This window comes from Streptomyces sp. NPDC007971, from assembly GCF_042958635.1.
In the GTDB taxonomy this organism is placed as follows: Bacteria; Actinomycetota; Actinomycetes; order Streptomycetales; family Streptomycetaceae; genus Streptomyces.
Map to the genome: position 1 here is coordinate 31,994 of NZ_JBIBJK010000038.1, position 23,279 is coordinate 55,272.

At 69.2% G+C, this 23,279-nt stretch carries 18 protein-coding genes and 7 pseudogenes; 7 read left to right on the top strand and 18 right to left on the bottom strand.

What is annotated here, in order from left to right; translation table 11 throughout:
• Position 1: 1 nt before the first annotated feature.
• The gene (locus ACFZCP_RS44075) at positions 2–574 is read right to left on the bottom strand and encodes a hypothetical protein (protein ID WP_391442404.1); all 573 of its coding nucleotides are present in this window, start codon (positions 572–574) and stop codon (positions 2–4) included.
• A complete protein-coding gene (locus ACFZCP_RS44080; RefSeq protein WP_391442407.1) occupies positions 571–1,950 on the bottom strand; it encodes a dsDNA nuclease domain-containing protein in 1,380 nt (459 codons plus the stop codon). The genes ACFZCP_RS44075 and ACFZCP_RS44080 overlap by 4 nt, the downstream gene beginning before the upstream one ends.
• Before the next feature lie 282 nt (positions 1,951–2,232).
• Between ACFZCP_RS44080 and ACFZCP_RS44085 the strand changes: the two are divergent.
• Positions 2,233–2,610: pseudogene (locus tag ACFZCP_RS44085) on the top strand (hypothetical protein); the annotation flags it as partial.
• A 682-nt stretch (positions 2,611–3,292) separates the two neighbouring features.
• Here the strand turns inward: ACFZCP_RS44085 and ACFZCP_RS44090 are convergent.
• Positions 3,293–4,570, bottom strand: a pseudogene (locus ACFZCP_RS44090) (IS701 family transposase).
• A gap of 50 nt (positions 4,571–4,620) precedes the next feature.
• Positions 4,621–4,925, bottom strand: a pseudogene (locus ACFZCP_RS44095) (IS5 family transposase); the annotation flags it as partial.
• A gap of 294 nt (positions 4,926–5,219) precedes the next feature.
• Between ACFZCP_RS44095 and ACFZCP_RS44100 the strand changes: the two are divergent.
• Entirely contained in the window at positions 5,220–6,065 is an 846-nt protein-coding gene (locus ACFZCP_RS44100; RefSeq protein ID WP_391442409.1) for a DUF1206 domain-containing protein, read from the top strand.
• 321 nt (positions 6,066–6,386) lie between these two features.
• On the opposite strand, the gene ACFZCP_RS44105 is transcribed toward ACFZCP_RS44100, so the two are convergent.
• A complete protein-coding gene (locus ACFZCP_RS44105) occupies positions 6,387–7,070 on the bottom strand; it encodes a hypothetical protein (RefSeq protein ID WP_391442411.1) in 684 nt (227 codons plus the stop codon).
• 162 nt (positions 7,071–7,232) lie between these two features.
• Here ACFZCP_RS44105 and ACFZCP_RS44110 point away from each other — a divergent pair, with 162 nt between their 5' ends.
• From ACFZCP_RS44110 to ACFZCP_RS44120, 3 genes are all read left to right on the top strand, one after another.
• Positions 7,233–7,583, top strand: coding sequence for a DUF6308 family protein (locus tag ACFZCP_RS44110; RefSeq protein WP_391442414.1), 351 nt, complete (start codon positions 7,233–7,235; stop codon positions 7,581–7,583).
• 407 nt (positions 7,584–7,990) lie between these two features.
• Positions 7,991–8,752, top strand: a complete 762-nt coding sequence (locus tag ACFZCP_RS44115) for a hypothetical protein (protein WP_391442416.1) — start codon at positions 7,991–7,993, stop codon at positions 8,750–8,752.
• A 680-nt stretch (positions 8,753–9,432) separates the two neighbouring features.
• The gene (locus tag ACFZCP_RS44120; protein WP_391442418.1) at positions 9,433–10,554 is read left to right on the top strand and encodes an IS630 family transposase; all 1,122 of its coding nucleotides are present in this window, start codon (positions 9,433–9,435) and stop codon (positions 10,552–10,554) included.
• 85 nt (positions 10,555–10,639) lie between these two features.
• Here the strand turns inward: ACFZCP_RS44120 and ACFZCP_RS44125 are convergent, their stop codons facing one another.
• The 10 genes and pseudogenes from ACFZCP_RS44125 to ACFZCP_RS44170 form a co-directional block, all read right to left on the bottom strand.
• On the bottom strand, positions 10,640–11,182 hold the full coding sequence (locus ACFZCP_RS44125) for a DUF1707 domain-containing protein (protein ID WP_391442421.1): 543 nt from the start codon (positions 11,180–11,182) through the stop codon (positions 10,640–10,642).
• A gap of 165 nt (positions 11,183–11,347) precedes the next feature.
• The gene (locus tag ACFZCP_RS44130; RefSeq protein ID WP_391442423.1) at positions 11,348–13,177 is read right to left on the bottom strand and encodes a caspase family protein; all 1,830 of its coding nucleotides are present in this window, start codon (positions 13,175–13,177) and stop codon (positions 11,348–11,350) included.
• A 44-nt stretch (positions 13,178–13,221) separates the two neighbouring features.
• Positions 13,222–13,647, bottom strand: coding sequence for a hypothetical protein (locus ACFZCP_RS44135; RefSeq protein ID WP_391442425.1), 426 nt, complete (start codon positions 13,645–13,647; stop codon positions 13,222–13,224).
• Positions 13,648–13,750: 103 nt separating this feature from the next.
• A pseudogene (locus ACFZCP_RS44140) lies at positions 13,751–14,104 on the bottom strand (transposase); the annotation flags it as partial.
• 78 nt (positions 14,105–14,182) lie between these two features.
• On the bottom strand, positions 14,183–14,347 hold the full coding sequence (locus ACFZCP_RS44145) for a hypothetical protein (protein WP_391442427.1): 165 nt from the start codon (positions 14,345–14,347) through the stop codon (positions 14,183–14,185).
• A gap of 124 nt (positions 14,348–14,471) precedes the next feature.
• A pseudogene (locus tag ACFZCP_RS44150) lies at positions 14,472–15,477 on the bottom strand (TniB family NTP-binding protein).
• A 98-nt stretch (positions 15,478–15,575) separates the two neighbouring features.
• Positions 15,576–16,268, bottom strand: a complete 693-nt coding sequence (locus ACFZCP_RS44155; RefSeq protein ID WP_391442431.1) for a hypothetical protein — start codon at positions 16,266–16,268, stop codon at positions 15,576–15,578.
• A 1,019-nt stretch (positions 16,269–17,287) separates the two neighbouring features.
• Positions 17,288–17,836 (bottom strand): hypothetical protein, encoded by a 549-nt coding sequence (locus ACFZCP_RS44160; RefSeq protein WP_391442433.1) that lies wholly within the window; start codon positions 17,834–17,836, stop codon positions 17,288–17,290.
• A 171-nt stretch (positions 17,837–18,007) separates the two neighbouring features.
• Positions 18,008–19,177 carry a hypothetical protein gene (locus tag ACFZCP_RS44165; RefSeq protein WP_391442435.1) on the bottom strand — a complete coding sequence of 390 codons (1,170 nt, stop codon included), beginning with the start codon at positions 19,175–19,177 and terminating at the stop codon, positions 18,008–18,010.
• Positions 19,174–20,304 (bottom strand): hypothetical protein, encoded by a 1,131-nt coding sequence (locus ACFZCP_RS44170; protein WP_391442438.1) that lies wholly within the window; start codon positions 20,302–20,304, stop codon positions 19,174–19,176. The genes ACFZCP_RS44165 and ACFZCP_RS44170 overlap by 4 nt, the downstream gene beginning before the upstream one ends.
• Before the next feature lie 128 nt (positions 20,305–20,432).
• On the opposite strand from ACFZCP_RS44170, the pseudogene ACFZCP_RS44175 reads away from it, so the two are divergent.
• Positions 20,433–20,591 (top strand): annotated as a pseudogene (locus tag ACFZCP_RS44175) (Ku protein); the annotation flags it as partial.
• Positions 20,592–20,704: 113 nt separating this feature from the next.
• Here the strand turns inward: ACFZCP_RS44175 and ACFZCP_RS44180 are convergent.
• The 3 genes from ACFZCP_RS44180 to ACFZCP_RS44190 all read right to left on the bottom strand — a co-directional run bounded on the left by ACFZCP_RS44180 (position 20,705) and on the right by ACFZCP_RS44190 (position 22,346).
• On the bottom strand, positions 20,705–21,226 hold the full coding sequence (locus tag ACFZCP_RS44180) for a DUF6183 family protein (RefSeq protein ID WP_391442441.1): 522 nt from the start codon (positions 21,224–21,226) through the stop codon (positions 20,705–20,707).
• A gap of 446 nt (positions 21,227–21,672) precedes the next feature.
• Positions 21,673–22,110: a hypothetical protein gene (locus tag ACFZCP_RS44185; protein WP_391442443.1), complete on the bottom strand. Its 438-nt coding sequence runs from the start codon at positions 22,108–22,110 to the stop codon at positions 21,673–21,675.
• Positions 22,111–22,148: 38 nt separating this feature from the next.
• Positions 22,149–22,346 (bottom strand): hypothetical protein, encoded by a 198-nt coding sequence (locus ACFZCP_RS44190; protein ID WP_391442445.1) that lies wholly within the window; start codon positions 22,344–22,346, stop codon positions 22,149–22,151.
• Positions 22,347–22,704: 358 nt separating this feature from the next.
• Between ACFZCP_RS44190 and ACFZCP_RS44195 the strand changes: the two are divergent.
• Positions 22,705–23,191 (top strand): annotated as a pseudogene (locus ACFZCP_RS44195) (transposase); the annotation flags it as partial.
• Positions 23,192–23,279: the final 88 nt, after the last annotated feature.

Consider the following 23,279-nt stretch of genomic DNA (forward strand, 5'->3'; position numbering starts at 1 on the left):
GTCAGATCTCCGTCCGCCAGGGCCGGTCGACGGCGTCGGGCAGACGGTCGTAGATGAGATTTTTCAAGGCCGATCCTGACTTGTTGAAATGCCGTTTGAGCAGCTTGATCCGGCTGTCGACGACCGCCCATTCCGGCGTTGCGGCCAGACTGGACGCCGCGGCGACGCCCTGTGGTGTGGCGCGGAATTCGGCGCGTGCGCTGCCGCTGTAGGTGATCAGGCCGCGGGCGGCGAGCGAGCCAAGAATGCTGTAGTAGCGCTGGTCCCAGGGCCCGTACTTGTAGCGGGTCATGCGGCTCTCGACCGCGAGGCGCTCGGGCGGTGTCGGGGCCGTTCCCTCCGGCCACGACGCCTCGCCCGCGGGCAGGAGGCGTTCCAGCATTCCGGGATAGCGCAGCAGGAAGTCGAGCTTGGCGAGTTTCGTCAGTCCCGAGAGCCCACCCTTGGGGGTGGTGAACCGCGCGATGAGCAGGAGGATGCGGGCCTCGTGGTAGTGGCCCTCGCGCTGCTCGGCCTGCCGTCGCTGAGTTCGCATCCGCGCTGCGGCGGTCTCGAAGTCGGCGCTGCGCGTCATGAGGCTTCCTCGTCCGCGTCGAACGGCTCAGAGAAGAAGAACAGACACTCGTCACACAACTGGTAGGCCAGTCCCCGCAGGTGCAGGTGGTTGAGCTGGAACGGCGGAGGCGAAGGCAGAGCATCGACTTTGAGCCGCTCGGCCAGCAGGTCGTTCATCTTGATGCCGAACTCGCTGCCCTCGGCCATCTGCGCGCGCGCATGGCGTCGACAGTCGAAGGCTATCTCCAGCACGTCCGTGGACAGATTCAGCAGATCAGTCTCGTCCCCGGCAAGACCGGAGCGCCGCTCCGACCAGGTCGTGTACCACGCGGAACGCAGCCTCTCCGCGAAAGCCGCCTCGTCCGAGGGCACCCGGCCCCGACGCATCTTGCGGAGGAGCTTGGCGCCTCCCGGTGCTACCACGGGCGCCTGGCCGCGAGGGAACGTGGGTAGCTGGACCGACGTGAACACGATTTCCCGGCGGATGATGTCGCGGGTGATTCTGCGTCGGCCTATGCGCTGCTGCATCTGCGTGCTGTGCCGCACCCGGCTCGGGTCGGCTAGGTAGACAGCCAACTGACCGCGGTCGCTCTCGTCACGGTTGGCGCGCTCGATCCGGTCCACGATGGCCCGATAGCTGCTCTCAAGATCGACATGAGCCAGCTTCAACTCTTCTACAGCAGGAACCAGAAGGCGCTGGATGTTGACGTCGGTGATGTTTTCACGGTGCGGTGGCTTGCAGGAGATCTCCAGGACCGCCAGGAATCGTACGACCTTCTCCACGAAGCCTTCGGGTATCTGGATGTCCGCGTCCCTACCCACCTGAGGGATGGCCGGGACATTCGGGTAGGGCTGCTTCCAGCGGACTTTGAGCATGTGGCGTGCTATGACCTCAGCCATGTCGGCGAGCCCGGCCGTGACTTCCGGCTCAGGGCCGCACATCCGGGCCAGGACGCCTGCATTGCCCTTACCTGGCTTCAGCGCCGCGTTCGTCGCCAGTCTGAGACGGACGTTGGCGGCACACTCGCACGCGCACCAGCGGTCGAAGAGATGGGCCAGGCCGCCGCTCTTGCACAGCTCCGCGAGCGTCCACGGGCCCTGAGTCTCTTCGCGATGCTTGACCGACACCAATTCCACTGAACCGTCGGTCCACACCACGACGAAGTCCTCGTGCCACTCGCAGACGACGGAGTCGATGGTGTCCTGCGTGAGCATGACCAGGCAGTCCCTTGCTGCTACTTCCGCCTGATATCGGTAGCGACCAAGCGTGTCCGAGCCACTGTCTTCCTCCGGGACGATGTCGAAGATCGTCAGATCCGAACCGTTCAGACCGCCCGGTCCAGAAAGCGCTCCGACGTCTTCAGCGCCAGCGTCCGCGCCTGCCGTATCGACCATCGACGTCCCCCGCTCCGCCCTGCATGAGAGCACGCCTTCCCCCGCTCCGTTGCGACGGTCAGGCTTAAAGATCTCAAGCCGTATCACACTCCAGCATCACCGCGTAACTGTGTGTCGCGGCTGAAATGAAAAGGCTGCTGTGGGTGCCCGCTACTGGAATGCCGCTCAGCTGTCCAGACGGCGCCTCTGGGGGCCGTGGTGGTCGAAGAACAGGGAGTTGCCGGTGTCGAGGGTGGCGATCTGGGCCATCTGTTCGTCGGTGAGCTGGAAGTCGAAGACGTCGACATGACCGGCGGCATCGGCGCCGACCGCGTCCTGGAATGCGTCGGCACCGACCAGTCCACCCGGCCCGGCGGCGGTGTGGGCATCGCCGGTGTGCCCCATGGCGTCCAGATCGACGGCACCGCCCTGTTCTACTCCCACGCCACCGTCCAGGGTGGCCCCGCTCCCGTGCGCCGCTTCCTGCCCGATCTCGTCGACCGTGTCATGATCGGCCGCATCAACCCCGGACGCGTCTTCGACCTCACCCTGCCCCTCGACCAGGCCGCCGAAGGCTACAAGGCCATTGGACGAACGCGCGGGTGCCCGCGCCGGTCGCCTGGTTCAGCACGACCGCTCCCCGGCCGACCACGCGCCATCAAGTCTCTGCTCCGGCCCTGACCACCACCGGAGGTAGGGACCCCTCCCCGCGGTCCGCCGAGATTTGGTCGGTGAGACCGTGGGCCCACCGACCGCCAACGATCCCACATAGCTTTCGTTGAAGATCGGCGACCGCGAGAGCTCGATCACCTTGAACGCCAGGATCCTCGGGGTTAGCCCCGGCACCCTCTACAACAACATCCCCGACCTGCCACCCCCGGCCGCATCTCGGGGCAGCTCACCGGCTGACCGCTCTCGCTACTGGCCGTTTCGGTCCTGCCCAGAGGACATACTGTGATGGACGCCAAGCCCGAGCTGTTTTGTTCCGTTCCTACCGAGCTGCGGCCCTACCTGACGGAGCTCGTACGCCGCACGCGCGCGGTGTGCGGTCCCCGGCTGACCGCAGTGATCGCGACCGGTTCCCTCGCGCTCGGCGACTACCAGCACGGCCGCAGTGACATCGACGGCCCGCCCCATCCAGGGCCGATCCTGGTAGAGGGCGACTGGGGAGCGGACAGGCTGCGCCGGGACGCCGTCCGTCGGAGCCAGGGCCGGGAGCGCCTCACCCGCCCGAGAGCTGCGGACGACCGAGACAGAGGGCTAGTAGGACTCCGTTAGGTCTCTCTGGCTCTTGGGTTCTGGCTGGTGGCGGGTGTTCTGGGCAGGGGGCGGTGGCAGGTGGTGCAGGTGCCGGTCCAGCAGTTCAGCAGGTCTTGGATGGTGTCGAGGATCTGGTAGCGGGTGAGTTAGCTGTATCGGCTTTTGGGGCCAGGCGCTGTTCGGTGAGGAACGCGTGGGCGGCGGTGACCAGGGTGACGTGGTGGTGCCAGCCCATCCAGGAACGTCCCTCGAAGTGGTCCAGGCCGAGGCCGTGCTTGAGTTCCCGGTAGTCGTGCTCGATCCGCCAGCAGATCTTGGCCAGGCGGACCAGCTCGGCCAGCGGGGTGTCGGCGGGCAGGTTGGACAGCCAGTAGTCGGTGGGTGCTTCGGCGCCTTCAGACCACTCGACCAGCAGCGTGGCGTCGGGCAGGACACCGTCCCAGAAGCCGTCTTGCGTGATGGCGGCGCTTTGGGCCAGGCGGCGGGCCCGGATGCCGGCCGGCCGCACCCGCAGCGCCAAAAAATGCGAGCGCATCGGTCCGCGGGAGCCTTGCCGCCAAGTAGCCTCGGTGAGCGCCTGTCGCCCGTGGCCGGCCGCGAGCGCGGCCACTGGGGACGGCTTGTCGCGGTACCGGGGCTGCGGCTTGCGGCCGTTGCCGGACCACGGCGACGTGACCGGCTCGGCGTCGTGCGGATGGGCGGTCACATCCGAGCGGACCGCGACGACATTGCCGATGCCCCGGCCCTGAAGGCCGTCGCGGAAGTCGGCGTTCTGGCCGTAGCCGGCGTCGGCCACCACCGCCGGCGGCACCAGACCCCATCCCGCCAGCTCATCGATGCTGTCCAATGCCAGACGCCACTTCTCCCGGTGCCCGGCCCCCTGCGGAATCCCGGCCTTGCGCCGCCGTCCGGCATCGTCCGCCCACTCCTTGGGCACGAACAACCGCCACTGCAGCGGACAGGACGCGGTGTCGGAGACCGCGTGCACGCTCACCGCGACCTGGCAGTTGGCCTGCTTGCCCAGCGCACCGCAGTACTGATGGGCGACCGCCACCGACATCTTCCCGTCCTTCGGGAACGCCACGTCATCGACCGCCCAGGCATCCGGGCCGATCAGCGGTACCATCCGCTCCGCGATCCGCCGCCGTACCGGCACCGGATCCCACGGCTACTGGTTCACGAACTGCTGCAGGTTCTGCTCGTTGCCATCCGGCAGTCGCTCCGCCATCGGCTGGATCGACTTGCGCCGTCCGTCCAGCATCAGCCCCCGCAGATAACAGTCGCCCTTGGCCCGCTGATCCTTGCGCGGCACCGACGCGAACACATCAGCCACGAATAACGCCAACTTCGCCCGAGCACGGTTCACTTCGTGTGCGTCCACACTTCAACATGCCCCCAGACGGGACCGATAGACAGACCTAACGGAGTCCTAGTAGTGGAGTCCACGCTCACCATGGACCAGTCGATGCGGCCCTCGGCATCCGCGTCGGCTAGGACGGCCCCGTAGATCTTGTCCCACGTGCCGTCCGCCGACCAGCGTCTGTGCCTCTCGTACACGGTCTTCCACTTGCCGAACCGCGCAGGCAGATCCCGCCACGGCACCCAGTCCGGTTCCGGTACAGGACCCCGTTGATGATCCTGCGGTGGCTTGCCCAACGCCCCCCGCACTGACCGGACTTGGGCAGATGCGGCTTCAGCCGGGCCCATTCCTCGTTCGTGAGATCTCCCCGCCCCATGGACATGCCAACGCGCCGTAGTGCGAGAAGTCACATGATCCGCCGGACAGGCCCTAGCCGCAGTTGAAGGCTGCCGCCGCGGGCCGGCAGGGAACGATGCCAGCACGCGCGGTGGCCCGGCGGCCGGCATCGGACAGGTTTAGGGCGGAATTCCGCGGGTAATCGACGCGCGCTAGTGGGGGAGCGGCGCGGTACCTGGGGAGGTCGAGCGCCGCTCCCTGCCGGCAGCGTGTCACGGCAAGACGCCGGCCGGCGGCCAGGATGGCATCGCCCTTCGGGGGCATCCGGTAGGACATGGCTACTGGATCGGCATCGGCAACGACACGCGGACTGGGTCAGGTTCACCGTGCGGCGCACGGCAGAGCGGTCGCGGCGGCGGCCCGTGCGGGCTTCGTCGGCCGCGGGGTCATCTACGCACTGATCGGTGTTCTCTCACTGCGGATCGCGTTCACCGGCGGGGGCAGACAGGCCGACCGGGGCGGCGCGGTCGCCGAAATCGCTCAGAAGCCCTTCGGGACCGTATTGCTGTGGTTGCTCGGCATCGCCCTGGCTGGGATGGCTCTGTGGCGGCTGTCCGAGGCTGTCTTCGGACAGGCGGGCCCCGACGGCGGGAAGCCGGGCAGAAGGGCGGTGGCCGCGGGCCGTTTCTGCTTCTACGGATTCGTCGCGTACTCCGTGCTCTCCTACGCGGCCGGAGACAAGGGCAGCGGCAGTGGCAGTTCCGACAAGAACTCCCAGGACGTCACGGCGAAGGCGCTGGCCTGGCCGGGCGGACAGTGGATCGTCGGCGTGGCGGGCGCCGCGGTGGCCGCCGTCGGCATATGGATCGCCGTCCGGGCCCTCCTGCGCAGGTTCGAGAAGCACCTCAGGATGTCCGCCATGTCGCAGAGGATGCGCAAAGTCGTGTCCTTCTTCGGCATGTTCGGCGGTACGGCCCGGGGCGTCGTCTTCGCCACCGCGGGCTGCTTCGCCATCGCCGCGGCCGTCCGCCACAGGCCCGGCAAGGCCAAGGGGATGGACGACACCCTGCGCACGTTCGCCGACACCCCTGCGGGCCCCTGGCTGCTGGCGCTGATAGCGGTCGGCCTCATGTCCTTCGGGGCCTTCTCCTGGGCCAGCGCGCGCTGGCGCGACGTCTGACGGCGGGCCGGCGCCCCGAGCGGCCGCGGGCCGCCCCAACCGGAGAAGCCGGGCTGCTGAGACCGGGTCGGCCGGTGGGCGGCGTCAGAGCTGGGTGGCGGCGTGGCTGTCGGGAAGGATGGGAAGATTTGGTCGAGGCCGACGATTCGCAGCACGCGCAGGGTGTGGGCCGGGAGACCACGACCGCTACCGCGACCGGGGTTGGCACCACGGCTGGGGGGAGTCGGATCGGCGCCTTCGCTCTCGTGCCCGACGTCGCGTTGGAGGTCATGGTCGGCAAGCGGCAGGAACTGCCCCTGCACACCGGCCACGTCGCCGGCCTCACCCAGCTCCTGCGGGACTCCATTGGCACTCTCGGTGCCCGCAGCACACCAGGGGGCGGCCAGTGCTTCCACTGCGAGGGGACCGGGCATGGCCGCCCGCTGTGGGAGCGGTCGCGGTCAGCCGGCTACGACGTCGCGTAGTTCCCGTACAGCGCGCTCGCGGTGGTGCTGTGCGGGGATTCGCCTCGTACAGGTCCAGGGCGCGGCGGCGGACCAGGCCGGTGCGGTAGTCGACGGGCAGCGCCGTCAGGGCGACGACGGTGCGACGGCACGCCTCTTCGCTGTCGCCGTCGTGATGGGAGCAGGCGGCGGCGTCGATGGTCAGCAGGGTGCGCGTCATCGTGCTGGTCGGCGCGGACAGCTCCAGCGCCCGCTGCTGGCTCTCGTTCGCGCGGCGGGTGTCTGCGAGCGTGGTGAACGCGTGGCTGAGGTGGACGTGGTGCTTCTGCTCGCCGTACGTCAGCCACGTGTCCGACCGCTCGCCCTCGGGGAGCCGTTCCATGAGGGCGTCGGCGTCGGCGAGCGCCTGGCGGGCCTGTTCGGGCTGGTGGTTGAGGGCGAAGGCACGGGCGGCGACGGCGGCCGCCAGCGTCGCCGCGGCGGTCGGCCGGGTGCCGGCGATGTGGCGGGCCTGTTCGGCGAGGCCGGCTGCCGCCCTCGGAGCGCCGTAGTTGAGTGGCACCCCTGTCCGTCACCGTTCCGGTACCGGTCGCACTGGATCTCCTGGAAGGCCCGCTCGGGCCCCGCCTGTCCGGCCTGCTGCAGGAGATTCCCTCCGACCTGCCAGCACGGTCTTGGACCGCGTGCCGTTGCGACTGTTGCCGTTGTTCTTCCCGGCCGGATCGTGCTTCTCGTAGACACCGCCCACCTGGAATCGGACTCGCCGGCGTCCAGGGCGTGGGACCTGCTCGTCGGCCAGCACGGCGTCGGATGGGTCATTGCGGGCAAGCTCCTCGCCCGCAAACGACCTCGGCTGCTGCCCGTCTACGACGATGTCGTGCGCTGCACACTGGGACATCCCCCCGACTTCTGGCTGCCCCTGCACGCGGCCCTGCGCGCGCAGGAAGGGGCATCGCAGCGTGCGCTGGTCGGACTGAGACAGGCTGCAGGGCTTTCCGACTCGGTCAGCGCGCTGCGGGTGTGCGACGTGGTCGTGTGGATGCAGCACAGGACCGGACACCGCAACTGCCCCTGATCACACGACCCATTCGAGTCCGAGAGCGGCCAGCTGCTGGAGCTTGTCCGCGGTGAGCCTGGGCCCGCCTGGTCTTCGTGCAGTTCGGCCAGGTCCGTGGCTGCGAGGGCGGAACCATTGCGCCGCAGGTCAGCACGCATTGCGGAGCGCCCTCTAGATGTGCCGTCTCATGCGGTTGGTGCCAGGGAACCGCGATCTGCGAAGTTGTGGCCCTCGTCGGGAAGGACGACGAAAACCCCGGATCCAGGCGGGTCCTCCACCGATGCTGTGCGGATGCGAGCTTTCCACTCAGGGGTGGGCCACTGGGTGTCGCTGTCCCATCGGACCCCTGCAAGGTCGACCTCAACAAGATCCACGATGGTGAGATCAGCGCCAATGAAGTTATTCGCCGCACAGATCAGGTTGTGGTGAGCTTCGATGAAGTCGGAGTCGAGGTCGAGGTCGAGGTCGAGGGCGGGGTCGAGGTCGCGAACGAGAGCGCGGATGAGGGCGCGGTCTCGGTCGAGGTTGAGGGCGCGAGCACGGTCGAGGGCGTGTTCGAGTTCGAGGTCGCGAGCACGGTCGAGGGCGCGGACGAGGGCGGCGTCGAGGTCGCGGTCGCGGTCGCGCGCGCGGTTCAGGGCGCTGACGAGGGCGAGGTCGAGGTCAAGGTCCCGGGCAAGGTCGCGCGCGCGGTCGCGGTCGCGGTCTCGGTCCCGGGCAAGGTCGCGAGCGCGGTCTCGGTCAAGGTCGAAGGCGCGGAAGCGGTCGAATTCGCGAGCGCGGGCGCGGACGTCGTCGTGACTGCTGTCACGGTCGAGGGCCTGGATGATGGCAAGTTGAAGGTCGCTGGTGAGGCTGCGGATGAGGTAGCGGTCAAGGTCGAAGTCGTGGCCGAGGTAGCGCTCGAGGGCGCGGGCACGGTCGCGGACGTCGTCGAGCCTGCGGGCACGGTCGGGGGAGTGGAGGAGGGCTGCAACGTCAGACTTCAGGAAATCTGCGACGGCCAGAAGATCACCACGACGCCGGAGCCGCTCCTGTGGAGACACAGACTTCCAGCGAGCCGTTACGTCAGCCAGACTGAGCCCCGCCATGACTTCCTGGGCTGGATCGCCCTGAGAAGTATCGCCAAGGCCGGACGGCAGGCTGGCGGCCCGCAGGGGAGGCCGGAAGCCTGGGGAGCGACGTGAAAATACAGCCAGGACACGGCCGGCGAAGGACTCCGCAGCAATCGTCACGTTGCACTCCCTCCGCCCGTTGGATCTTGCTGTGCGGCAATACCCGTATCTGTCTGGGGATTCCCTGCTGGAGGACTACCCGGCCGGGGTCCCGGCAGGCGACCATCCGGCGCCCCGTGGCCAGGCGGTTGTCCGGTCGCCTCTCCGCCAAGGCCACTCAGAGCAGCCCGCCCGGCACTCTTGACCATCAACGGCACCAGCGTGGTGGCCTGCTGGACAGCGGACAGCGCGCCCAGCCCGATGAGAAATGCCGCTAGGGGATTTGTGCTCTGCGGATAGGTGGCCGCCACGACACCAGTCAGGGCGCCGCTGACGAGCAGCCGCATTACCCCAGCGACGCAATATGCCTTCCATCCGGGTGCGGGCAGATGCTCCTCGCCGGGCCGTACCTCAGCTCTGCGCTGAGGCGGATCGATGGTGTCCGACTGAACGGTCCATGGCATCTGACGGTGCCACTTGATGGCCTTGACGATGTCGACGGCCTCCATGGAGGCACCGCCAGCCGCCCCCACCAACGCGGCCAAGAACCAATCCATGATCCGAGGCTAGTGCTGTGACCGCGTAGGTTCGCCGGGTTGGTGGTTGTTGCGGTTGGATGTGCGGTGACGTCCGATCCGACCGCTGGAGGCGCGGTGGCCGAGCCTGTCCGTGTGCGCAGACTGACCGACCAGGAGGGGCAGCGGCTGCAGCAGATCGTGCGCCGCGGCAGCACGAGTTCGGTGCGTTATCGGCGTGCGATGATGCTGCTGGCCTCGGCCGGCGGGAACCGGGTGCCGGTGATCGCCCAGCTGGTGCAGGCCGACGAGGACACGGTCCGGGATGTGATCCACAGGTTCAACGAGATCGGCCTGGCCTGCCTGGACCCTCGGTGGGCGGGAGGCCGTCCCCGCCTGCTCAAGCCTGAAGACGAGGACTTCGTCATCCAGACGGCCACCACCCGCCCCACCAAGCTCGGCCAGCCCCTCACCCGCTGGTCACTGCGCAAACTCGTCGCCTACCTGCGGAAAGTCCACGGCCGGGCCATCCGGATCGGCCGCGAAACATTACGCTGCCTGCTCGCCCGGCGCGGCGTCACTTTCCAGCGCACCAAGACGTGGAAGGAGTCACCCGACCCGGAACGCGAGACGAAGCTGGACCGGATCGAGGAGGTGCTGGACCGCTTCCCGGACCGGGTCTTCGCGTTCGACGAGTTCGGCCCGCTCGGGATCCGGCCCACCGCAGGCTCGGGCTGGGCCGGTCAGGGGCAACCCGACCGGGTGCCCGCCACCTATCACCGCACCCACGGGGTGCGCTACTTCCACGGCTGCTACTCGGTCGGCGACGATACTTTGTGGGGCGTCAATCGCCGCAGGAAGGGTGCCAGAAACACGCTGGCCGCGCTGAAGTCGATCCGCGCCGCCCGGCCCGACGGCGCACCGATCTACGTGATCCTGGACAACCTGTCCGCCCACAAGGGCGCCGACATCCGCCGTTGGGCGAAGAAGAACAAGGTCGAGTTGTGTTTCACCCCGACCTACGCCTCGTGGGCGAACCCGATCGAGGCGCACTTCGGCCCGCTGAGGCAGTTCACCATCGCCAATTCGAACCACCCCAACCACACCGTGCAGACCCGGGCCCTGCACGCCTACCTGCGCTGGCGCAACGCCAACGCCCGCCACCGCGACGTCTTGGCCGCCGAACGCAAGGAACGTGCTCGCATCCGCAGCGAGAAGGGCATCCGCTGGGGCGGACGCCCTTTTAAAGCCGTCGCCTGATCAACCCGGCGATCTATGCCGCCACGGCGCCAGCAGTCGGCGCGGACGAAGTGTCGGACATGTGGTCCTGGTGCCGGATGGAGCCTCAACGCCGGGCGTGGCGGATCTGCAATCGTCCGAATCCCATGGCCCCAGAGATGCGGATCGTCGGCCCGCCAGGTCGGGAACGCCGCGGGGCCTTGTAGCGCAGGTCCTTCCACTCAGTGCGCAAACCCTCGACGTCAACGACCGCGTCGCGAGGCACCGTGATTTTGGCCCCGCCGGTTCCGAGTTGCAGCTCGATGTCGACGACCGGATGCTCGATGATCGCCCGGGACAGATCCAGGCGCACCCTTCCGTATGCGGACTCGACCTTGAGGACCCGAGGTACCCGCCATGCGCCGCGCCGCTGGATCCGTCCGCCGGCGGCGGCGATCGTTGACGTGGTGCCGGGGTGCTCCTCCGGGAGTGAGGCCAGAGCCGACACGAGCTCGCTGTGCGCCTTGGCGGTGAGCACCTGGTGGAGGCGTTCGTCCAACTCCTCGTGCGAGATGAGCTGTTCGGTGTATGCCTCCTGCAGGCGCTGCACGGCCGCATCGCGGTCGTCTTCGCCGATCAGCGGCGGCGAGCCTTCCGGTAAGGGGGTCACCGTTTCACCCTACTGCCGTGCCGGTGATGCGAACGCGCCAACGTCCGTAGCAGGCAAGGCATCCGATGGGGAGGCCGCCATGATCGTCCGACCCGGCGAACCTATGCGGTCACAGCACTAGCAGCAGCTGTACCCACCGAAGGCGGAATCCGGCAGTAGGTGTTGTCAGCGGGCGACCGTCCAGAGGCGGATCTTGTAGTCGGCGCCGGCGCTGGCGAGGAGCTTGCCGTCGGTGGTGAAGGCGACCGAGTGAACGGCGCCCGTGTGGCCGACGAGGGGGTGGCCGAGTGGTTTCGGTTCCGCCGGGTCGGTCAGGTTCCAGAGGCGGACCTTCTTGTCGGCGCCGGCGCTGGCCAGGACTTTGCCGTCGGTGGTGAAGGCGAGGCAGTAGACCGCGTCCGTGTGACCGGACAGGGGGGCGCCGATCTGGGTCGGGTTCGCGACGTCCGTCACATTCCACAGGCGGACCGTCCGGTCCCCGCCTGCGCTGGCCAGGATCTTGCCGTCGGGGCTGAACACCACGCTGTGGACGCGGTTCTTATGGCCGGGGACGGGTGCGCCCACGGTGGCCGGCGGGGTGGCCACGTTCCACAGCAGGATCGAGTTGTCGGCGCTGCCGGTGGCCATGAGGCTCTGGTCGGGACTGAACGCCACGGAGAGGACGGCGTCGGTGTGGCCGGTACCGGGACGGCCCATCGGTGTCGGCTTCACGGGGTCCGACACATTCCAGAGTCGGAGCGTCCGATCCGCGCTGCCGCTGGCGAGGATGGTGCTGTCGGGATTGAAGGCGACCGAGAAGACGGCGCCCGTGTGGCCGGTCAGCCGGCTGAGCGGTCTCGGTTTCGCGGGATCGGTCGTCTTCCACAGCCGGACCGCGTTGTCGTTGCCGCCGCCGGCCAGGAGGCTGCCGTCGAAGCTGAACGCCACCGCGTCGACGTTGTCCGTGGGGGCGGTGAGGGAGACGAGCGGTGCCGGTTTCTCCGGGTCGGTCACCTTCCACAGCCGGATCGTCCGATCGGCGCTGGCGCTGGCCAGGATCTCTCCGCCAGGGCGGAACGCCACCGACAGGACTGCGCCCTTGTGAGCGGCGAGGGTTCGCCCGGGAGAGGGTGCACCGGTCCCCTTCATCACCGGGGAGCCGCTCGGCGACGGTCCACTGGAGCCCGATGTGCCGTGGTCCGACCCGCCTTTGACGAGCCATTCCAGGGCGCCGGCACCGAGGGCCAGACCGACGGCGGAGCCCGCGACCAGGAACCCGCGCCGGTTCCACCGGGTCGGCGGCGCCCCCTCGGCGTGGGGCGTGTCGCCGGGGTGCGCTGCGGTAGGCGGGCCCTTCACCAGGGTCAGGCCTCCTGCCGTGTTCATCACCCGCCGCTGGGGCAGTGGTAATGACCGGGCAAGGAGGTGGTGGTGCACCTTGTCGAACAACGCGTCGAGGGTGAGCGGATCCGGGCGGCACAGCGTCGCGAGCAGTGCCTCGGTGAAGGCGGTGTGGGTCGCGCCCGGCAAAGCCCGCGAGGGCTTGGTCGCCGATGACGAAGCGAGGACGTACGTGCCGGCGATGTCGATCTGCCCGCTGATCAGCCCTTGCTCGTCTCCCATCGGTCCGGTCGCCCGGCCGGAGAAGCAGCAGTCCAGTACGAGCACCCTGACCGCCGCACGACTGTCGACCATCGCCTCCCGCAGGACGTCGTAAGGGAGCGCGGTCACGCTCGTCCGTGCCGGGTCGGTGTGGAACACGGCCAGGTGGAGCCTGCCCTGCCCGTCGACGACTCCGTGCCCCGCGTAGTAGACGAGCAACACGTCCGTGGCCCCGCCGGCGGCCTCGGTGACGGGGATGCCGAAGTCGGTCGGGACCCGGGGCTCGTCGACCACGACACAGTGCTCGTCCCGCAGAGTCCCGTTGACCGGATCCGTGAGGACCGCCCTGAGATCGGCGAGGTTCGCCCGCACCGCCGGGAGCCCGGGCAGTTTGGGGTGCTCGTACCGGCTCACGCCGATCAGGACGGCTCGCGAACCAGCCCGATCCGGGAACCGGGTCACTCCGGCGTCCCCTCCCCGTCCCTGCCTGCCTGCCCGGCCGCCAGCAACCGCTCGACAGCCTCGACCAAGGCGGGGACGTCGACGCGCTTGCCGTCCACCTCGACGGTGCGTCCGTTCTCGTTGGTGACGGTGATCCGCAGGTCCGCACGGCGATGCTGGAACCATGTGGCCAGAGCGCCGATCAGCGCGCCGACCGCGGCCGCGCCCACGCCGCCGGGACCGAGGGCCACCACCAGGGCGTCCAGCCCTCCGCCCATCTCGCCCGGCGTGATCGGGGCGTGTTCGACGCGTACGCGTCCGCGCAGCGCGTCCTCGTGCCGCAACCAGTCGAAGAGGGATCTCAGCTCGTCGAACCCATGGTCGGTCTCGCCGGACCCGGACTCGGTACGGATGCGCAGCTCTTGAGATGTCGCCGATGTCACCCGCTCATCATCCCGCGCAAGAGCCGGAATCGGGCCGAATCTCAGCACTTCGCCTTCTGTACCTGCGCATCAGATCCATGGTCCGCGCGGAACAAGCATGACCTCAGGTTACGGCTGACAACGGCTGACACGATGAGTTGAATTGCCGGTGGGTGATCAGGCAGCAGGCGAGTCTGAGGAATGCTTCGTGGATGTCGGCCCGGCGTTCCCAGCGGATCTGCAGGCGGCGGAAGCCGTGCAGCCAGGCGACGCTGCGCTCGATCACCCACCGGTAGGCCCCCAGCCCGGTGCCATGCCGCGTTCCGTGGCGGGCGATCGCCGGCACGATGCCTCGGTCGCGGACCTGGTCGCGGTAGGCGTTGTGGTCGTAGCCGCGGTCGGCGAACAGCGAGTCCGGCTTGCGGCGCGGGCGGCCGATCCGGCCGCGCACCGGCGGGATCGCGTCGAGCGGGGGCAGCTTCGAGCCGCTTCCAGTACGCGGTCGCCTCGGTGTCGTGGGTGGCGTTGCTGAGGGGGAGGCGGGGCAGGGCGCACGTCAGGTGGGGGAGCGGGGTACGGGCCAGGGCGGCGAGGTGCCGGGCGCGCCCGGAGTGAGGATGAGTTCGGCGGTCGGTGGCGTGCCGTGGCGGTGGAGGATGATGCCGGCGCCGTCGAGGAGCTGGGGCAGCGTCAGCTGGTAGCTGTCGGCGAGGCGTTGCACGTATGAGGCAGTCGCTTCCCCAGGCAGCGGCCGGACACGTAACACTCCCGGCGCGGTTGACGGGGTCTGCGGCCACGTTGTCGTGGTGATGGTGCTGGACTGCGCGGGGACGGCCGCGGCAGCATCACGGGCCGCGAGGGCTGTCCGGCTCACGGGGTGCTGGCATGCGGCTTCTTGACTGGGTGCGGGGGCGGTAGTGCTGTTCGGCGAGGTGGTCGAGGCGGATCGCGTCGAGGGTGGTTTTGGTGATGCGTTCGGTGCCGTCGATCAGGGCGGTGATGGCGGCCTGGCGGATGAGGCGGGCGAGGCTGCCGATGCGGCCGGCGGTGCGTTCGTGCAGGTAGGTGGCCAGTTGGGGGAGGGTCCCGGGCTTGTGGTGGCGCAGGTCGAGCGCGGCTTCCATCGCGGTGATGGGCCGCGGAAGGGTTCGCTGTCGCCGAGGCGGGCGGGGAAGGCGGCGCAGTCGATGAGGGAGGCGCGTCCGGCGAGCTGGGCGCCGCGGACCCCGGTGAACAGGGGTGTGGCGGTGACGTCGATGCCGACGTAGACGAAGGTGGCGCCGATGCGTTCGGTGAGGTCTTTGAGCAGGTCGGCACTCTGGGCGCCGGTGGTCGGGCGGGGGTTGAGCCGGTGATTTCGTCGATCATCACCAGCTGGACCCGGGCGGCGGTGTAGGTGTGGCAGACGGCGCCTGTGATCTGGGCCTGGGACATGCCCGAGGCGACGGGGATGCCGAGGTAGCGGGCGAACTCGGTGGCCAGTGTCTTGGCGCTGGCGGCGGGCGGGACCAGGACGTAGGCGACGGCGACCTGCCCGGCTGCTGCGGTGCCGTGGCGGCGGGTGTGGGCGAGGTGGCAGGCGCGTCCGACCTGGAGCAGGACGGTGGTTTTCCCGGCGCCGGCGGGGCCGGTGACGATCAGGGACGGCCGTGCGGTGACGGCCTGGTGGCGGCCGAGGATCATCAGGGTGCGCACGTTCTTGGCGAGTGCGTCGATGGCCGGGGTGCGCACGGTGACGAACCGCGAGTGGTAGGCCAGGCGCTCCTCGAGGCTGCGGCATTCCGCCCCGTGTGGGGGAGGAGCGGCCACGGGCGTGGTGGCGAAGGCTTGGAAACCGTCCCAGGTGGTCACCGACTGCTGCTGCGCCTCGGGGGCGCCGGCACCGGCAGGGCTCGCCGTGGTGCCGGGCGGCCGGTCGGCCGCTGATGGGGAACTGCCGGCCGTGCTGTTCACCATTGCTCGGCCTCTGCTTCGGCGTCCCACAGTCCGTATCCGCCTGCTTCGGCCGGCAGTACGCCCGTGCCCTTCAGCTTGCTCGTGTCGGTGTCGGTGTCGGCCGCGGCGTCGACGCCGATGAGGTCGTTCAGGCTCTCGTTCCAGTCCGGGGCCGGTGCGGGCTCTTCGTTGAGTGGCCGCCGCTGACCTGGCAGATCGGGCAGCGCTGGCGTATTGCCGGCGCGCCGGGACTTGCGGCGAGGGGTGTTGTGCTCGGTCCCGGCGGGGTGGCGGATGCGGCGCAGGAGCTGGTCTAGGGCGTCGGCGAGGTCGGCTTCGTGCTGGTCGCGGTCACCGCGTTGTTCGGCCTCGGTCTGGATGTGGCGCCAGATCTGGTAGTTGAAGGGCTGGTGGACGTGGGCGCGGTGGATCCACGGGATTTCGTGGAGCTGTCCGTCGGTGAGACGGACCCAGATCTGGCGGGCGTCGTGGGGGTTGTGGTGGACCTCCCATTTGCCATCCTTGCTCGCGATACCGGAGCGCTGGCCGCGATGGGGGTCGAGGCCGGGGTCGTTGTAGGTGCGGTAGTCGAGCCGGGTGCCGCGTTCGGTGAGGGGCTGCCAACGCACGGGCAGCAGTTCGAGGTAGTCGGCCCCGGTCAGTGGCACCGGCACGTGGCCGCTGATGGTGATCAGCGCGGCCCACATCTGGTCGGCGTGAGGGCGGTTTTGGGAAGAACCGGGTGGCGCAGTCCGTCGTGGCGCCGGTTCTGCCAGCCAAGTTTACCGACCGCGGGAGTCCATAGATGGCCTTCGACCTGCGGTGATACGCAGCGTACATGTAATCGACGGGAGATCAAGAGAGGTCGGGAGGTCTGCCCCTTTGGCAGCGGACAGGCCGGACGGTCGGCCGCATTGTTTGGAATGGCCTCACTCTGAGAGGATGTCGTCTATGACGAACCAACGAAAGGCCTATGGCGCGTAGAGGGCCAGGGCAGGTGCGCGCCAAGCTGTCGCGCAGGCTCCGCTCGGAGCACGGCAGGAAGATCGTTCCTGGGGTCTCGGCGCGAGCACAGAGCGAGATTGCCACGTTCGAGGATTCGCATTTGTGGCCAGGGGCCATCGCTGACGCGATGGCTCGGTGGGTCGGCACCGTTCACGGGCCGGCCCGTAGGCTGACAGATCCACAGGCCCGTGGCTGCGGAGTTGAAGCGTGCTGTCCCTCTGACGCCCATCCACGCGAGATGCTGGAGCAGGCCCTGCGCGGGCTGCCGACAGGTGCGTCGCGGGAGCTCCGGCGGCGGGTGCATCCGCTTGACGAGTTCTACTGTTCCCGCACGATCGTGGACTCCTATAGCGATCCGTCTCAGCCATGGTGGATGCGGAGATGCTAAACCTCGAACAGGACGATGCCTCGTAAGCGTCCCTCCGCCGTCCGGCCGAAGTCCGGATCATGCCTGCGGTGTGGCACCAGGCAGGACTACTGCGAACGGTTTGACGCAGCGCTGTGCGTGGTGTGCGACCAATGGCGTGAAGGCGTCTGCAGCGATCCTGATTGCGCGTATTGCCGACGACGGCCCGCACGGCCGAGCCTTGCCTGGGAACACGCCCCAGAAGCTGTCTTGCGTCGGGCGATCCGTCTGGCCAACCGTCGATCGCTGTGGTCCCTGCGGAGGGGCCCGGTCACCTGATGGGTGATCGGGCCCCTCCGCAGGGGTGTTGCTGGCCTACTTTCCGACGGGTGAGTCGAGGAGTTGGGTTTCGAGGTCGGCGACGCGGCGGCCCTGGAAGCGGAGGTTGGAGCGGGCGGCCTTGAGTCGTTCGTCGAGGGTGCGGTTGTCGGTGGTGAGTTGGCGGACGCGTTGTTTGAGGGTGGTGTTCTCGGTAGTGATCCGCTGGATGGCCTCTTCGGTCCACTCGGCCTGCAAGTCCCTTATCTGGCCGAGCAATTCGCCGATCCGGGTGGGCTGGGCGAGGATTTCGGCCTGGGCGGCCCTGAGTGCGTCCTCGGCGTTCAGCGCGCGCTCGCGCCAGGTTGTCTCGCGTTCGTCGTCATGTTCGACGAGCATGCGAGCCCGGCGGTCGCCTGCCTCCGCCATCGCCGTGGCGATGGCCGCCCGGGCCTCGCGGTTGTCGTAGAGGAAGGTGCGTGAGACGTTCGCCCGCCGGGCGACAGCGGCGACGCTGACCTGGGCGGGACGGGTCTTGCGCGCCTGGGCCCAGCTTCTGCTACGGCCGGCGGCGGACGGCAACAGCAGCGGTGCGGGCCCGTTCAAGCGGCCGCGAAAACGTAGTTCGTAGCAGAGCCGAAAGAACCATTCAACGGCGAGGGTCCGCAAACCCGCAGGTCAGATTGTGTGAATGGACGTGCCGGGCGGTAGATCCTGCCAGCGCATCGCCCCCGGCGGATCGGTACTTGCGGGGCTACTACACAGCCAGGGCTGGAGTCAGCGGCTCCCGGCCGGCCGTGGCAGTTTCAGGTTCAGCGGGCCGCAGCCGAGGCGGGCGGCCTCGGCCTCGACGTAGCGGGGGAAGAGGGTGCGCAGGTCCGCGCTCACCCCGCCCTCGTCGGCCTGCACGAGGAACACCGTCGCGCCCGCCTGGCAACGGGCCCGGAAGACACCGAGGTTGGGGCCGAGCCCACCGTAGCCGGCGGCGGAGCGCACCCGGTCGCCCTCGTTCAGCGTCATCCTCGTGAAGATCGCGGCCAGCCGCGGGTCCTCGACGGTCATCAGGCGTTGCTCTGGCCGTGAGCCGGTGATGTCCCGGTCGCAGGTGCGCACCGGGCCGTCCCCGTCGGTGATCACGGGGTAGTGGTCCGGCTTGCGTTTCTTGCCCAGGGTCAGCCCCTTGATGCCGCAGAGCGCGTCCGGCTTCTCTGTGCGGGTGTAGCGTGCGGCCTTCGGCAGGCGTTCGACCGGATCGGCGATCGTGCCGGTGCAGCCCAGGTCCGCGCTGACCTTGTTGACGAGCTTCACGACCATGCGGGCCATCCCGTCCCGCTCCTTGGTACGCGGCTCCATGTCGGTGATCCAGCTGCCCAGGGCGATGTCCACAACGGTCGGCCCGTCGAGATCGCTGGGACGACCCAGGCAGCCGTCCGGGATGGCGAGCCAGGCGCGGTTGTCCGAGGCCATGCCCAGCAGGCCGCCGCCGAGCGGGGTGAGGCGTGCGGAGAGGAACTCATCAGCCCACTTGCCGTCGTCGCCGGCCCGGTCGTCCAGCCGGTGCACCCGGGCGGTGAGCGCCCATTCGTCGCCGTCGCTGTTCGTCAACTGGCAACTGCCGGTGGGGCCGTCCATGGAGCGCCCGCCGTGCAGCACGGGCGCCTCGACCGCCTTGACGTCCTCGGGCTTGCGGAACGTCGGGGCGAGGTCATCGCGGGACAGCGCGCCCCAGCACACCTCGTCCGGCGCGAACGGCCCGGCCTGCGTCTGCCAGGCCATGCCGCCGGCGCCGAGCAGCGCCCCGGCGAGACCTGCGGCCAGCAGCGGCCGGAACCGGCCGCGCAGCAGTCTGCGCCACTGCCACCAGCGCAGGCGCCGCTCGCTGAGCAGCTCCTGCTCGGCGGGCAGGGGCTGCTCGTATCGGTTCGGCTCGTTGGCAGTGCTGCTCACCGGGCGGCTCCCTTGGGGGCGATGGGGGCGCAGCCCAGGCGGGCGGCAGCTGCGTTGGCGAAGGCGGCCAGGTGGCCGGGGTCGGTGGAGGCGCCCATCAGGAACGTGGCCGGCCGGCCGGCGCAGTCGGCGCGTACGATCGCGTGCTTCTCGCCGATGGTGCCCGTGCCGCGCCAGCCGCGGGCCGCGGGGCGTTTGCCCGTGATGCCGTCGAACACCGCGGCCAGCCGGGGCTGCGCGACCATTGCCAGCTCCAGGTACGGCACGCCGTTGCGATCGCCACGGACGCTGCACGTCTGCAGGTCGCGGGTGGCTGCGCCGGTCTGGTCCTCGATGTCCTCCGTGTCGAGGTGCAGGCCGCGGATGCCGCAGACGTCGTCAGAGGTGCTGAAGATGCGATCCGGCTTGCCCGGCAGGTCGTAGAGCGGCGAGTTGACCCTCAGCGGCTCCTCGGGCGCGCAGCCGGCCGCCGCCATTCCACGGTTGGCCGCCGCGACGAGCAGCACCGCCGCCTGGCGGGCGCCGCCCAGATCGGCCGGATCGTTCTGGGTGTACGAGGGGCCGCTGGTGTATGTGCCGGACGCGTGCATGGTGACGACGGTGGGCCGGCCGTCCTGCGTATCGCAGGACTTCGGGAGCACCAGCAGGCCACCGCGCCCGTTCACCGTGCCCGGCAGGCCGTCCGGGAGCGGGACCATGTCGCCGCCCAGGAAACCGTCATGGACCATCGCGAGCCGGGCCTCCGCGGCCTTGGGGACCGGGCCGTACTCGACGGTCACCTGCTGGTCGGTGGAGACCTTGTCGCCGTCGTAGCTGCTCTTGTAGTCGCTGGCGATGGCGACCTCGCAGCTGCCGGTCGGGCGCTCGCGGGTGGGCGCCGTCTCCTTGCCGGTGCGTGACCCGTCGTCATCGTCGCCGAGGAAGTCCGGGCCGCTGTCCTCCTCCCATGCGCCCCAGCAGTAGCGGTCCTTCGGCCACGGCCAGGTGTCCGCCGTCCACGTGCCGAGCCCGGTGCCCGCAAGCACGAGCACCAGCGCGGATATCAGCGACAACCGGCCGCGCCTGCTGTTCGGCAGCGCTCGGCGCAGCCGACCGGGCGCCGCGGGCGCCTCGTCTGTCTCACTCACCCCGTGATCCCCTCCGGCGCAGGAGTGTATCCCTCGTCGTCACTCGGCTGCCCAGTTACAGCTGGCCTTCCAAAACCGGCCTCGCATGAGGTCGCGCATGTTAGCGGCGGCTCACACGGTCCACGCGGGTGCCAGCCTCGCAGGACGAGATCGGCAAGGGATACGAGCTGACCAAGACCCAGGTGGTCCCGATCACGGACGAGGAGCTGAGCAACCTGCCGCTGCCGCTGGCGAAGGCGAAGGCGATCGAGATCGAGGAGTTCGTGCCGCTGGAGTCGGTGGACCCGAGCCCCTCACTCCAGAAGTCCAGCTCCGAAGGTCCAGAGGGAGTACGGGCTGCAACTCGGCGGACGCAGGCGATCAGCGCACTGGCTGCTGTCGGCTGTTGTACCTGAACAGTTCAGTCGGTGTCCGTCGCGGCGAGTACGCCGATGCGGCGGCAGTCGGGGGAAAAGGCGACGATGCCGTAGTCGCACAGGTCGTTGTGGAACCATTCGGTGTCGGCCTCGAACCGGTACCAACTGCAGGCTTGGGCCAGCTCCTCGACCTCGGCAGCATTTGCCTCGGGGTACTCGGCCCCGCAGAGCCCCGCGAGAGCCAGCCACGCGCTGAAACGCCCCCAGGCACCGTGGACACCTGGTGAGCCGACCCCGCCGGCCGAGGCGGTCATGAACAACATCAGCCAGATCGAGTCGAGCGTGCACGCCTCGCCCTCGAACCGGTCCTGCTCAGCCAGCCCGCGCAGGCAGTCCAGCGGTAGCCTCGTCACGACGCCCGGCAGATCCTCCGGGGCCACGGGCTCGTCCAGGACGAAGACCCGTGCTTCGTACTTGCACCATCTGGACGACGTGCCGGATCCCGCACCAGCCGGCCTGGACGGGCCTATCGCTGGACGAGATCCAACCGTGGCGATGGCTGACAACAGTCCGCGAATTCAACGGCCGCCTGGCGCGGCAGAAAGCCGACGAGGAGATCTCCCAGGAGACCCAGCCGGACGTCGGCTGACCGCTAACGACCGCGGCTCGCCACCGTCACGCCACAGGGCCAGGCCTCACTCGGTCGACGGACCTTGCATGTCAGGTGCCTCCGGGTGATAGATCCGGTAGGACTTCAGTCCCTCCGTCGCATCTCCCGTCACACCGTCGCGGTCAGACGTCAACGCAACCGCGCTGCCGTCGGCGTGTACCGTCCAGGCCCCGACGCCCTCTACCTCACCCACCCCCAGAACTGGCCCTACCACCAGCCTGGCGGCTACCTCCTGCGCGGCCGCCTCAACGGCCCCTTGCCCGCTCCTACCGGTGAAGAGGGACTCCTCGCCCTGCGAGACGCTGGACGCACCGTCCTCACTACCAGTCAGGTGCCCTGATGTCACCCCGTCGCCGACACCAGGCCATCAGCCGGAAGGCCTTGAACGAGGCGGTCCGACTGGCCGACCGCCTCCAGGCAGTCGGCTACACCAAATGGGACATCGTCCGGATCATCGACCGTGACCCCTCCCCGGTCTCGCAGTTCTGCACCAAGAAAAAAGGCGCGGCCTTCGTCCTCGCCCTCCGCGAGGTCCTCACAGCCGTCGAAGCAGGCGGCATCACCGACCTGCCCGAACTCACCGCCATCGCCGCCCGCCGCATCACCGGCCGCACCACCGCCTCCGGCACTCGCGGCCGCGTACGCGGCAAAGCCGTCCTGATCACCCCCACCGGCACCGGCACCGGCCGCGTCGCCGCCCAGGCCATCGCCTCCGGCTCCGCCCGCCTGCGCCCCCTGATCGCCGAAGCCGCCCGCCTGGGCCTGCGCCTCGCCTGGCAAAAACCGGCTACCTGCACCCTTCCGGCAGCCGCACCGACTCACCCGGCGTCCGCCGAGGCGTCGTCCAACGCGCCGATCACACCGAAGAACGCTCCTACGGCTCCGCCCAGAGCGGCGGCTTCGGCGCTGTCGACTTCGCCCGCCGAGTCGACACCGCCGGCGGCGACGTCACCGCAGCCGTCCACCAATGGCTCGTCGAAACCGGACGCATCCGCGCCGACGCCCAGATCCTCCACCTCGAGATCCGCACCTGGCGTCCCCGGTAGCCCACCGCCGCTTGACGGTTTGACGGAGCGACGCCCGAGCAGGTGCAGGGTGCATGTGAACCGTCGCCGTGGCGCAGGCGCGACGAGGACGACGTCGTCGTGACGGGCCAGTCCTCCTGCACCCGCCCCGACAGCCGAAGCGGCCGCAGTTGTCATCCGTAGACGACCCGATAGCCACAGGCGGGAGTGTAAATCTGGCGGGCGAATCTGACGATCATGAGAGAGACGTCAAGTGGCCGGTTTTGCCGTGGAGTTGCAGACCGCGTAGCCTTTCGGGAGTGCCCAGTGCGGGCGACCTACGCCCGTGTCCGACGAGCAACTGGTCGCGATGCTGGCGGAGCGGGCCCGGTCGGAGGGGCTGCAGCTGACCGGGCAGGGTGGGCTGCCGCAGCAGCTGACCAAGCCTGTCTTGGACTCTGCCCTGGAAGGTGAGATCACCGATCACCTCGGTCATGAGAAGCACGATGCGGTCGGCCGTGGCAGCGGCAACCCCGGCAACGGGGGCCGGGCCAAGACCCCTGCTGACCGACGTCGGGCCGGTCGGGATCAAGGTCCCGCGCGACGCCTCGGGCACGTTCGAGCCGCAGATCGTCAGGGAGTGGCAGCGGCGGCTGACCGGAGTCGAGGTGAGGGTGCTGGCGCTGTCCGTGAAGGGGCTCATGTACGGCGAGATCGCTGCCCGCGTGGCCGAGGTCTGTGGGGCTGACGTGTCCGAGCAGACCATCTCCACCATCGCTGGCCAGGTCATGGATGGCGTGGCCGGCTGGCGGGGTCGCCCGCTGGAGTGTGTCTACCCGGTCTTGTTCGTAGGCGCGGCCTGCTTCATCAAACACACTCGGTTGGTGGGGGGTGTAACCGACCGTGACTGACCGGACTGCTCGATCCCGCACCGCAGGGGCCTGC